Origin of the sequence: Kocuria sp. JC486 (assembly GCF_011602805.1) — a bacterium.
GTDB classification, from domain to species: Bacteria; Actinomycetota; Actinomycetes; order Actinomycetales; family Micrococcaceae; genus Kocuria; species Kocuria soli.
In genome coordinates, this window is record NZ_JAAOZS010000037.1 from 1 (window position 1) to 11,511 (window position 11,511).

The 11,511-nt window shown below is 68.9% G+C and carries 11 protein-coding genes and 1 other annotated feature; of the genes, 4 read left to right on the plus strand and 7 right to left on the minus strand.

Annotation, left to right across the window (positions count from 1 at the left end; genetic code table 11):
- The first annotated feature begins 143 nt into the window (after positions 1 to 143).
- Positions 144 to 275: a sequence feature (AL1L pseudoknot), on the plus strand.
- 123 nt (positions 276 to 398) lie between these two features.
- Positions 399 to 1,106: an IS3 family transposase gene (locus tag GWK18_RS12445; RefSeq protein ID WP_166835623.1), complete on the plus strand. Its 708-nt coding sequence runs from the start codon at positions 399 to 401 to the stop codon at positions 1,104 to 1,106.
- Positions 1,107 to 1,113: 7 nt separating this feature from the next.
- On the opposite strand, the gene GWK18_RS12450 is transcribed toward GWK18_RS12445, so the two are convergent.
- Both GWK18_RS12450 and GWK18_RS12455 read right to left on the minus strand, forming a co-directional pair.
- On the minus strand, positions 1,114 to 1,842 hold the full coding sequence (locus GWK18_RS12450) for an alpha/beta fold hydrolase (protein ID WP_166835605.1): 729 nt from the start codon (positions 1,840 to 1,842) through the stop codon (positions 1,114 to 1,116).
- Between the two features lie 118 nt (positions 1,843 to 1,960).
- Positions 1,961 to 3,529, minus strand: coding sequence for an MFS transporter (locus GWK18_RS12455; RefSeq protein ID WP_166835607.1), 1,569 nt, complete (start codon positions 3,527 to 3,529; stop codon positions 1,961 to 1,963).
- Between the two features lie 125 nt (positions 3,530 to 3,654).
- Between GWK18_RS12455 and GWK18_RS12460 the strand changes: the two genes are divergently transcribed.
- Together GWK18_RS12460 and GWK18_RS12465 are read left to right on the plus strand one after the other, a co-directional pair.
- Positions 3,655 to 4,284 (plus strand): TetR family transcriptional regulator, encoded by a 630-nt coding sequence (locus GWK18_RS12460; RefSeq protein ID WP_166835609.1) that lies wholly within the window; start codon positions 3,655 to 3,657, stop codon positions 4,282 to 4,284.
- A 128-nt stretch (positions 4,285 to 4,412) separates the two neighbouring features.
- Positions 4,413 to 5,310 (plus strand): IS5 family transposase gene (locus GWK18_RS12465; RefSeq protein ID WP_348535953.1). Its coding sequence is split into 2 segments (ribosomal slippage): positions 4,413 to 4,748 and positions 4,750 to 5,310, totalling 897 coding nucleotides; the frame shifts between segments, so codons are not numbered across the junction.
- A 98-nt stretch (positions 5,311 to 5,408) separates the two neighbouring features.
- On the opposite strand, the gene GWK18_RS12470 is transcribed toward GWK18_RS12465, so the two are convergent.
- Positions 5,409 to 5,813, minus strand: a complete 405-nt coding sequence (locus GWK18_RS12470; RefSeq protein ID WP_166835613.1) for a MerR family transcriptional regulator — start codon at positions 5,811 to 5,813, stop codon at positions 5,409 to 5,411.
- A gap of 73 nt (positions 5,814 to 5,886) precedes the next feature.
- On the opposite strand from GWK18_RS12470, the gene GWK18_RS12475 reads away from it, so the two are divergent.
- Positions 5,887 to 6,774, plus strand: coding sequence for an alpha/beta hydrolase (locus tag GWK18_RS12475; protein ID WP_166835615.1), 888 nt, complete (start codon positions 5,887 to 5,889; stop codon positions 6,772 to 6,774).
- Here the strand turns inward: GWK18_RS12475 and GWK18_RS12480 are convergent.
- The 4 genes from GWK18_RS12480 to GWK18_RS12495 all read right to left on the minus strand — a co-directional run.
- Positions 6,759 to 8,903 (minus strand): GMC oxidoreductase, encoded by a 2,145-nt coding sequence (locus tag GWK18_RS12480; RefSeq protein WP_166835617.1) that lies wholly within the window; start codon positions 8,901 to 8,903, stop codon positions 6,759 to 6,761. The two genes, GWK18_RS12475 and GWK18_RS12480, sit on opposite strands and share 16 nt — an antisense overlap.
- A 43-nt stretch (positions 8,904 to 8,946) precedes the next feature.
- Positions 8,947 to 9,651, minus strand: a complete 705-nt coding sequence (locus GWK18_RS12485; protein ID WP_166835625.1) for an NAD(P)H-binding protein — start codon at positions 9,649 to 9,651, stop codon at positions 8,947 to 8,949.
- A 76-nt stretch (positions 9,652 to 9,727) separates the two neighbouring features.
- On the minus strand, positions 9,728 to 10,765 hold the full coding sequence (locus tag GWK18_RS12490; protein ID WP_166835619.1) for a phosphotransferase: 1,038 nt from the start codon (positions 10,763 to 10,765) through the stop codon (positions 9,728 to 9,730).
- Between the two features lie 170 nt (positions 10,766 to 10,935).
- Positions 10,936 to 11,511, minus strand: a 576-nt coding sequence (locus GWK18_RS12495) for an ImmA/IrrE family metallo-endopeptidase (RefSeq protein ID WP_166835621.1), incomplete at its 5' end; no start/stop codon positions are given.

The window sequence follows — 11,511 nt, forward strand, 5'->3', positions numbered from 1 at the left end:
AACCTGAGCGCCAGCTGCTTCTGCTCCCGGCTGAGATGACCGTGCTTGCCCTGCATCCGGATCCTCCTGTGATCAGTGACTGTCCCATCTCACAGGAGATGTTGCGCTGACCGCTTGAATCCGCCGATCCTGAAGTCCGCGACGGCTTTTTTCGCGGAGGAGTTCGACCGCCCACAGAAGTGATCGTCGCCTACATCGACGAACAAAAAGACACGTGGGGGATCGAACCGATCTGCCGAGTTCTCACCAAAGAGCTCGATGTGAAGATCGCCCCGCAGACCTACTATGCGGCCCGCAGCCGACCTCCCTCGGCTCGCAGTGTTCGTGATACCGAATTATCGAAGGAGATTATGCGCATTCATTTTCATCCACGAATGCGGGTCTACGGGATCCGATAGATTCATGCGCAGCTCGTCCGCGAGGGCATCGCGGTCGGCAAGGGCAGAGTCGAGCGACTGTGCCGTTCCCTCGGCATCCGCGGCACCGTACGGGGCAAGTACCCGCGCACCACGAAGCCGGCCCCGGAGACCGGCCGCCCCTTGGACCTCGTCCAGCGGGAATTCACCGCGACCGCCCCGAATCAGCTATGGGTAGCGGACATCACCTATGTGCCCACCAGGTCGGGATGGGTATACGTCGCCTTCGTGCTCGACGTGTTCTCACGAATGATCGTCGGCTGGCAAACCTCGACGCGGCTCTATACCGATCTGGCCCTCGACGCGCTTAACATGGGATTCTGGAACCGTCGGAAAGCTGGCCAAGACGTGAGTGGATTGATACATCATAGCGACCGCGGAGTTCAATACCGCGCCATCAAATACTCGCAGGCGCTGGAGGAAGCCGAATTTGTCGCTTCTGTCGGCTCGAAGGGAGATTCGTACGATAACGCGATGGCCGAGGCACTGAACTCACTCTACAAGCACGAACTGATCTTTCTCGATGGGCCCTGGAACGGCATCGAGGACGTCGAGCCGGCCACCGCCGACTGGGTCCACTGGTTCAATACCGACCGCCTCCACGGCAAGCTCGACCACCGCACCCCCACCGAGATCGAGACGGACCACCGGGTCCGTCAGCACGCCCCTCAGACCGCCACCGCGGCCTGAGCAACCATCACCCGCACACCCTCAACGAAACCCGGGACTTGACAATGGGGTCGCCTTCGAGGCTGAGCAGAAGTACCGGTTGCCTGATCCCGCGCAGCGCAGACTCGTACTTGGTGTCGTCACCGTCGAGTCGGTATCGGCCGTAGACGCCCTCGTAGCACCAGTCGCGCATGAGGCTGCGAGGTTGACGACCACCGAAGCCGAGCCGGTGACCGGGCCAGAAGCCCAGGGCGGCCGTGACTGCGCGGATGAACGCCACTTGTCCGCGCCGTGAGACGTGGCCGAGCCTGGTGCTCTTGGCCGTGGGTGAGCTCGTGCCGCTGGCGATCGCGACGACCGCTTCGGGGGTGACGGTGCCTGCAGCGGTGGCGAGGAGGGCCAGTTGCCCGCCAAGGCTGTGCCCCACAAGCATGTAGTTGTGAGAGTCGGGCAGCAGGGAGTCGATGACGGCGGGCAGGTCGTCGCGGACGATCGTGGAGTAGCCGAACCGCTGGTGCCGGATTCCCGAGGTGGGAGTGAGGGGCATTCCGCGCTGTTCGACGGCGACGATGTGCCGCCCTGTGTGCGACCAGTGCTCGAGCATGCCGGAGTAGTACCCGAGAGGAACCCCGAGCGCCGGGAGGAACACCAGGGTGGGAGCAGGGGCCGCTTGAGGCGTTCTGCCGAACTTCATCACCCCGATCCGGGTGCCGTCACGCGAGCTCACCGAGGTCGTGATGGGCGCGCTCGCAGACATGCCTCCATTCTGCCTTGGCGCCTTGCCTGAACCGCGCGAGGCGACCATGCGCATAGGAGAGGACGCAACCTGGAGATGACCCCCCTCTTCGGCATGGTCGATAGTCAATGGTATCCGCTCAGAGGTCGGATCGGGTGGCCTCATCCGGTGCCTCGGTACCGGTCGTGGGCGTGTGGTGTCTCGCCAGTGCGGTTGCGGCGAGGGTGCCGATGGTGGCGAGGACGATGGCTGCGGTGGTGAAGGCGGTGGTCATCGCGTCGGTGAAGGCGGGGCGGACGAGGTCGAGCAGCATTGCGGCGCGGTTCTCGGGTAGTTGTTGGGCGGTGGCGACCGCAGCGCCGAGGGTTTCGGTCACCGCGTCGGCGATGTCGGGTGGGGTGTCGGCGGGGAGGGCGTCGGTGACCTGGGTGCGGTAGATGCTGGTGCCGAGGGCTCCGAGGGTCGCGGTGCCGAGCGCGCCGCCGAGCTCGTAGGCGGTCTCGCTGATGCCGGCTGCGGCTCCGGCCTTCTCGGGTGGGGCGGTGCCGACGATGACGTCGTTGGAGAGGGTGTCGGCGATCCCGATGCCGGCCCCGACGAGCGCTCCGCCGGTGAAGGCGATCCAGGCGATGCCGTCCAGGCCGAGGGCGGTGAGCGTGAGGTATCCGCCGGCGGCGAGGATGAGGCCGCCGCCGATGAGCCACCCGGCCCCGATCACGCGGGCCAGGGTCGCTGCGATCAGCGACCCGAGGATCGCACCGGCCGCGATCGGCAGCGCCCAGAGTCCGGCGGTCAGGGGCGAGTGGCCGAGGACGAGCTGGAGGTACTGGGGCAGGTAGTACAGCAGCGCGGTGAGCGCGAACACCCCGGCGACGTTCGCGATCACCGCGGTGCTGAACGGCAGCGACCGGAACAGGGCGATGCCGATGAGCGGATCGGACAGGCGGCGTTGCCGGAGCACGAACACCACCGCCAGCGCGAGACTTGCCGTGACCCAGAGGGCGGGAGTGATGCCCCATCCGTGTTCGGCGGCGTCTTTGAGGCCGTAGACGCCGGTGAGCATCGCGGCCATCAGCAGGCCGGCGGAGAGCAGGTCGAACCGTCCGGGGGCGGGGTTGCGGAACTCGGGCACGAGCGGCGGGGCCGCGATCAGCAGGGCGATCATCACCGGCACGTTGATGAGGAACACCGATCCCCACCAGAAGTGCTCCAGCAGGAACCCGCCGACCACCGGGCCCAGGCCCGCACCACCGGCGAACGCCGCGACCCAGACCGAGACCGCACGACGCCGCTGGGCGGGGTCGGTGAAGATGTTGCGGATCAAGGCCAGCGTGGAGGGCATCAAGGTCGCTCCGCCGATGCCGAGCAGGGCGCGGGCGGCGATCAGCACCTCGGGTGACCAGGCGAACGCGGCCAGCATCGAGGCCGCCCCGAACGCGACCGCACCGATCAGCAGGAGTCTGCGCCTGCCGATCCGGTCGCCGATGTTGCCCATGAGCACGAGCAGTGCGGCGAGGAAGAACCCGTAGATGTCCACGATCCACAGCAACTGCGTGCCGGTCGGGGCGAGGTCTTCGCTCAGCTCGGGGATCGCGACCGCGAGCACGGTCAAATCGATGCTCATCAGCAGCACCGGCACGGTCAGGGCCGCAAGCGCGGCCCACTGGCGGGCGCCGGCGCGCTGGGGAACAGGTACGGGCGCGGACATCAAGGGCTCCTCTCCTTCGGCGGACACCTCAAACTATCTTGGCCATATGGCCAAGTCAAATGGCCAAGTCAAATGGCCAAGTCAAATGGCCAAGTCGTTTGGCCAAGGTTCGGTAGAGTGGGGCCATGGAGACAGAGGAGCCCACCGAGACGCGCACGCACATGCGCGCAGACGAGCGCCGTCAGCTCCTCGCCCAAGCCGCGCTACGGGTGATGAAGCGCGACGGGGTGAAGGCGGCATCGACCAGGGCGATCTGCGCCGAGGCGGACATGCCGCACGGGGCGTTCCACTACTGCTTCCGATCCAAGCGAGAGCTCTACGCGGAACTGCTTTCAGCCGACATCAACGTCGACCTCGACCACGCCTGGGCACAGATCGACCCCACCGGCGAGGTCCGCGCCAGCATCCACGCCCTCTTGGACGCCTACTGGCGCACCGTCGAGGCCGACCCTGCGGCGCAGATCGTACTCACCGAGCTGACGACCCTCGCCCTGCGCGACCCCGAACTGCGCGAGCTGCCCGAGTGGGAGCAACGCGCCTACCACCGGCGCGTCACCGAACACCTCGAACGCTTCGCCGCACGCGCCGACATCGAGTACGCCATCCCCGTGGCGCTGCTGGCCGAGATGATCCTCGCCGCGCTCTCGGGCATCACAAGCTCCTGGCTCTCGGCACGAGACGACGAGAACGCCAGGCGCGCCCTCGCCGAGTTCGCCGACGTCTTCGCCACCTACGCCCACAGGACCACCCGATAGGCACTGTCCCCCTGCAGCGCACGTCCACAGGTTGACGATGTAGGCACTTCTGCCGCAGTACGGGGTGCGCCTCTCCACCTAGGGCGTGTCTCCTAACCTTGCGGGTTGGTTGACGGCAGGCTTGACGCGTGTCGCGTACTCGTGTTCTCTCGGATGCTGCTTGGGCTCGGATCGAGCCGTTGATGCCGGTCGCCTCCCGCAAGGGCGGCCGGCCGTTCCAGGACCATCGCCGGGTCGTGGAGGCGATCGTGTGGCGGTATCGGACGGGGTCTCCGTGGCGGGACCTGCCGGCGGAGTTCGGGCCGTGGCAGACCGCGTGGAAGCGGCATCGCCGGTTCAGCGGTGACGGCACGTGGGATGAGATCTATGCGGAGATCCTCGCCGAGGGGGACGCTGCCGGTGAGATCGACTGGGCCGTGAGCGTGGACTCCACGATCAACCGCGCGCATCAGCACGCGACGAACCTCCCGCGCGACACGGGGGGTTCTGTCGAGTTACAAGAATCTGCGCGACGAGCCTCCTGATCATGCGATTGGCCGGTCACGGGGCGGTTTGAGCACCAAGATCCATCACCTCGTCGACGGGCGCGGGCTGCCGCTGGTCGTGCTGGTCGGCCCCGGGCAGGCCGGTGACGCGCCCATGTTCCCGGTGCTCATGGATCACCTCAGAGTCGCCCGGCGCGGCCCGGGCAGACCGCGCTCGAGGCCGGACCGGGTCCGCGGCGACAAGGCGTACTCGTCGCGCGCGATCCGCACCCATCTGCGGGACCGCGGGATCGTCGCAGTCATCCCCGAGCCCGCAGACCAACAAGGCCACCGCCTGCGCCGGGGCTCCCGCGGTGGCAGGCCGGTCAGCTACGACGCCGAGGACTACAAGGGCCGCAACGTCGTCGAACGCGGCTTCAACGAAGACAAGCAGTGGCGCGGGCTCGCCACCCGCTACGACAAACTCGCTCTCACCTACCGCGGCGGAGCAGTCCTGCGAGCCATCACCCTCTGGCAGAAACGGTTAGGAGACACGCCCTAGACCGACCGCCCAACCGACGCTCGACCGTGACACCCAGCGTCTGGGCCACAGCAGCGAGACCGGATACCGCCGCAGGCTCGTCCACGTCCATGACGTCCTCAGGCTCCGTGCGCGACGGTGGCGGGGTCCGTCGTCCGCGAGTCCTCGGCATACGCCGAGCAGCTCCCGCACCGGCTAATGAGGTCGTGCTCGCACGTGAGGACGTGCGACAGGAAGGTCTCGATGGCATCGAGCTCCTGTCTGCGCCGCCGGATCTGCCGCAGATGCCCGGTGATCACCTCGTCCCGTCCGGCCTCGTCGCGGTGCAGGACCAGGCGGATCTCCTGCAGACTCAGGCCCACGCGCCGGCACGCCTGGACGATGCGCAACCGGCGCAGGTGCTCGTCCGTGTAGTCGCGGTGACCCGCAGGTGTCCGGTCCGGCACGACGACGCCCTCGTCCTCCCAGTGCCGCAGCACGTGGGTGGCCGTCCCCAATTCGTCCGCCGCGATTCCGATCCTCATGCGACCCACCTCCTCATCCCACCCATCATGGCATCTTGACTTCAGGTCGACCTGAACTCCTAGCGTCATCACCATGCCCCATCGACACGATCTCCCCGCGCCCCATTGGATCGTTCTCGACGACGCGCGCATCGCGACGTACGTGCTGGAGCCGCGCGACCGGCGGCCGGTGGGCGATGTCGTGCTCTGCCACGGCACCCCGTGGTCGGCGGCGGTCTGGGCCCAGGTCGCCCATCACCTCGCTGCGGACCACCGCGTGCTCCTCTACGACATGCCAGGGTACGGCGCCTCCATCGGTCCGGATCCCGCGGACGTCGACCTGCCGACGCAGAGCCGTCGCCTCGCAGCCCTGCTCGCCCACTGGGGCACCGAGGCCCCGCACGTCATCGCCCACGACATCGGCGGGGCTGTCGCGCTGGGGGCGCACCTCGTCGAGGGCGCGCGGATGGCATCGCTCTACCTGCTCGACATCGTGACCCTCGACCCGTGGGGGTCCCCGTTCTTCCGCCTTGTCGCCCAGCACGAGGAGGCGTTCGCCGCGCTGCCGGGGAACCTCCACGCCGCCCTGGTGCGCGAGTACATCGCCGGCGCCGCGCACGGCACGCTCGCCGCGGACCTGGTGGCCGCGCTCGCCCGCCCGTGGTGCACGGAAGACGGGCAGCCGGCCTTCTACAGGCAGATCGCGCAGCTGAGTCCTGAACACACCCGGCCCATCGCCGAGGCCCTGGGCACCGTGTCGTGCCCCGTCCGGGTCGCGTGGGGCGAGGCGGACCCCTGGATCCCGTCGACGCAGGCCGCGGAGCTGGCCGCCCGCCTCCCCGGCGACGTCGATGCCGTCCTGTTCCCCGGAGCCGGGCACCTCGTCCCCCTGGAGGCCGGTGACCACCTCGCCGCGGACATCGCCGCGTGGGTGGGAGCGCACGGCTCTCCGGGCTCGGTTGGGCCTCACACCGCCGGCTGACGTCGGAGCACCGCTCCTGCGAAGAAGGCGAGGAAGCGCGCCGCCGCTGTGAGCCTGCGGGTGCGGGTGAAGCCGACGCCGCGGATGCTCGTCACCATCCGGGTGAGGTCGCGCACGCCGATCCGCAGGCGCACCGTCGCGGCGGGCACGGAGCCGTCCACCGGTGCGATGAACGCGGTCAGATGAGTGAGGTCGCGCAGGGCGGTCCACGGCGTCCGACGAGTGAGGATCTTCGTGCCGGTGAGCCGCCACGGGGATCCCGCGGCGTCGTGGAACACGAGGTCGTAGCGCATCGCCTCGTCCCCGTCATCGGGGAACAGGGAGAGGGAGCCCGCCGCGACCGCTGCGCCCACGACCCCCTCGATGTTGAGGGACCCCTCGACGCGCAGCGCATGCGCGGGGTCGGCCACGAGACGGTCGAGACTGGGTGCTCCGATGTTCAACCGCATCGTCACCCGCGGTCCGGTGCCCGCGGCGGGGGTCATGCGCTCGCGGAAGCCCACACCGTCCCCGCTGGTGGCCCGCTGCAGGTCCGCGGCGAAGGCGGCCGCCGCGTCCTCGGGGACGGGTGCGGGGGCCACCGCCGCCCATTCGGGAGCGCGCCAGTCCGGACGACCGTCGCGGCGGATGATCGACTCGATCGCCTGCTCGGCGGCGGCGAGGATCGTGGCCGACGGGTTCACCCCCGTCGATGAGGGCAATGCGGAGCCGTCCAGGACGAAGAGGCCGGGATGACCGTGGACCTCGCCGCGCGCGTCGACGACCCTGGTCGCGGCATCGGGCCCCGCGGGCACCCCGCCCAGCGGGTGGACGGTGGTGGTTCTGCGCAGGAGGGACCACGTGACGGGGCGCGTCAGGCGCGCGTCGAGCTGACGCGACAGCAGCGGCCCGACCCGCCGCTGGGAGGTGTAGAGGCTGGCCTGCCACCGATTGCGCCAGGCCAGCACGGCCCGTCCGGAACGATCGAGCCGCAGCGCGCCCTGCCCCGAGTCGTGTCCCATCGCGAGGACGGCGAACTCGCGCTGCGGGTCGCGGGGCGACACGTGCGTCCGCCACCAGCGACGCACCGCGCGTCCGGGCAGGACGGAGTCGAGGAGCCGGTGCAGCACGACCGGGAAGGCTCCGTCCTGCACCTGGAACCAGACGGTGCCGCGTCCCTCCGGAACATCGAGCACCGTCGTGGTCGTGATGGTGGGACCCGTCGTCATGTCGCCCCGGCGCGTGCGCAGGCGGGCGAGCAGGAGGAAGTCGCCATTGCCGGAGAAGCCACGTCCCAGCTGGGAGGACAGCGACGGCAGCGTCCGGTCGACGTCCCGCGCCCGCAGCAGCTCCGTCGTGGCGACCGCACCCGTAGCGAGGACGACGCGACGCCCCCGCCACGTTCGGGGTGCGGCGGCAGGCTCGGTGGGCGATCGCGTCGTGACGAGGTAGCCGCCGTCGACGGGGGCGATGCGGACCGCCTGGGCGTCGGTGATGCCGCGCGCCCCGTGCGCCTCTGCGACGGCGAGGTAGGTGCAGTCGAGCGAGTTCTTGGCACCCTGGTTGCAGCCCAGGACGCAGTCGCCCGCGAAGCTGCAGCCGCGACGGGGGACCCCGTGCCTGTTGGGCCGCCACGTGTCGGGGTCGCCGAAGGTGACGGCGAGGGTGGGCCGCACCGTTCCCCCGGGCCGGTCGCTGCCGGCCATGAGCTGCTCGATGAGCGCGGTGCGCGGCGGCCGCTGCCCGGTCCGCGGGTCGTCGCCCACGGGGGAGACCTCGAGCATGTGCGCGGCGAGGTCATAGTAGGGGTCGAGCGCGTCCCGCCGCAGGTGCCGGGGCCACCGGTCGTCCAGGGCGGCATCGGGCGGACGCGCGAAGACATTCGCGTACGCGAGGGAGCCGCCGCCCCACCCGGCGGCCTGGACGGCGAACATGCGGCCCAGACCGCGGATGTCGTAGAGGCCCTGGTCGACGTCCCACAGCCAGCGCCGTGTCAGCTGAGTGCTGCGGGGGAAGTCGCCGGGATTCCAGCGCCTGCCGCGCTCCAGGACGATGACGCGCTCACCCGCCTGGGCGAGGCGGGCGGCTGCGACAGCACCGCCGAAGCCGCTGCCGATCACGAGGACATCGGCGTCCTGCTCCTCGGTCATGAGTCCTCCTCCGGGACGTCCGCGGGATGCGGTGGCGGGGCGGTCAGCGCTGGATCAGCGCGGTCGCGTGGTCACGGGCGAAGTCGGTCACATCGCGGGCCGCGTGCCCCGTCAACCGGGTGACGGCGTCCGTGACCCCGGAGGCCTCGCCGCGGGCGTAGTGCGCGTAGTCCTCCACGAGTCCGTCCCGCTGCCACTCCGGAACGGCACCCTCCAGCGCGGCCGCGAACTGCGGGGGTGTGACGTCGTGGAAGGCGATGGTGCGACCGGTGGCCTCACTGAGCGCCCGGGCGATCTCCGCGTGGGTGACAGAACGCGGACCGGTGAGGGTGTGCGTCTCCCCGCGGCCGGTGGGGTCGGTGAGGGCGGCCACTGCGGCCTCGGCGATGTCGCGGGTGTCCACGGCGCTGACGGCCGCGGTTCCGATCGGAGCGGCCAGCACGCCCTGGGCGAGGGCGTCGCTGACGGCCAGCAGGGACTGGAGGAACAGGTTGGGGCGCAGCACGGTCGCGGTGAGGTCGAGCGTGCGGAGGTGCTGCTCGACCCGGGCATGCCAGCGCAGGAACCGGACCAGCGAGTCCAGGGTCGCGCCGCACTGCGAGACGACCACCGCGTGACTGACCCCGGCCCGCTGGGCGAGGTCGAGGAAGCGGATCTGGAGCTCGGCGGCGTCGGGGGCGGACGGTGAGTTGACGAAGACCGCGTCGACGCCGTCGAGCGCGCGGGCCAACGAGTCCGGGTCGTGCAGGGGACTGCCGCACGTTCAGGTGACAGTTTGACCTGACCTATTCGTGCGGCAGTCCCGTCCCTTGCCTGGCCTGGATCTATTCAAGTCGAGCGTCGAGTTCTCCGGTGACGTGAGCGACGGCACTGGCGTACAGGTCTCGCTCCTGACCGGTCAGATCACCTCGATCAACCAAGAGGCTGCGATGATGCAAGGACGTGAGGAACCGTTCGTAGACCTCCCAGGCATCACAGCGGATCATCACTTCTTCCACTGTGCCCGTGGCCGCCTGGTGCTCGCTGGCCGCCAGATAGGCCTCGATCAAATCCCGGGTCTGGGCCCGGGTCATGGGCAGATGCCACGGGTCCACCGTGATCCGCCCACCAAGGTAAGCGAGGTCTTGGGCGGGGTCCCCGATCTCCGACCACTCCCAATCGATGTACCGCACCGTGGTGTCCCCCTCGACGAGGATGTTGGGCAACAACAGATCCCCATGGATCAGCCCGAAGGACGCCAACCGGTTGAAGGTCTTCTGCGCGTCCTGCAGGTATGCCCCCACCTTCCGGGCCAGTCGTGTCACGTCGGGCTCGGCCATCACTCCCGGGTGGTTGTCGTTCCACCAGTCCAGCCCGGCGGCGAACTGACCGGCGATGTCCACCGCCTCCCGGCGTTCCTCCTCCGGGGTGGTCAGCTCACCGCAGCGGTCGAATCGCTGGGCATGCAGACGAGCCATCTGCTGGGCATGGGCCCGGACCAGAGCCGGAGTCCACTGCCCCGGTGTGAGGACGCGGCCGGGTACGAAGCTGACCACCATGTACGGAGCACACAGGGGGTTGTCCGCCGACTCCTCCAGCACCAGGGCCTGCGGGCCGATGCCCTCGGGCACCAGGCTCAGCCCGTGGAACTCCTCCCGTATCGGCCGCGGCAACTCCTCCACCGGACGCCGGGCGATCCGCACCACCACTCGTTGCCCACCGGCCTCCAGCAACCACGCCGCGAAGCTCTCCCCATGCCCCAGCAGACGCACCTCGTCTCCGTCTCCCGGTGAGGAGCCCAGGCCGACCGCGGCCGGGGCCTGGCCAGCCAGATGAACCAGTCGGTCGACCATGGACGGATGCTCAGGACGGGCAGGAGTCATGAGCACAGTCTGCCCTCAATCAGACCTGGCTCGAGAACCAATGTCATGCCCCCGCTGCACCGAGGAAACGGCTCCAGCGCTCACACCGGAACCCTCACCGCGTCGTTCGAGTGCGCAACGCAGTGGCGCAGACTGCACGGGTTACGGCTTGCCGACGCGGCAATCGCCTCTCAATGCACTAGTGACAAATGCGCTCGAGAGCGGTCACGCACTCGAGTGTTGCTTTCCCGAAGGGTGACGTCTGCGAGGGCTTGTCCGAAAGTCAAGCCGTGCACTTCAGCCGCTGGAACGCCGAGACGTTGGGCGATCTCTTCGGTGCCCCAGCCCTTGGACTTGTGGAGCGCCGGAAGGACGACATTGAAGACGCGAGAAGTTTCGCGGTCCATGCCTTCTGGCTCACCGGATCGATAACCGCGTTTAGTTAGCTCGATACAGGCCTGCCGATAGGACCAGTCCGTCAGCAGCCCAGCTTTATGAAGGGCGTAGGCCAATGCCATAGCCGAGACGCCCAGGCTGACTTTGAGTCTGAGAACTGTGGCGATTGACGGCTCCCTGCCTACTTGTGAACGCAGCAAGATGCGGGGCATGAGGAACTCAGAGGCGAACTGATCGGCTTCTTGCTCCGCGTTTCGTTCGCTGTTTAAGGAGGCGTCCAGGCCAGCATGCAGAACTAGCTGTTGCGGGTCAGGACGTTGTTTACATGCAACGGAGGCTCGGGTGGGTGTTACCTGTGGCGACAGGTCGGC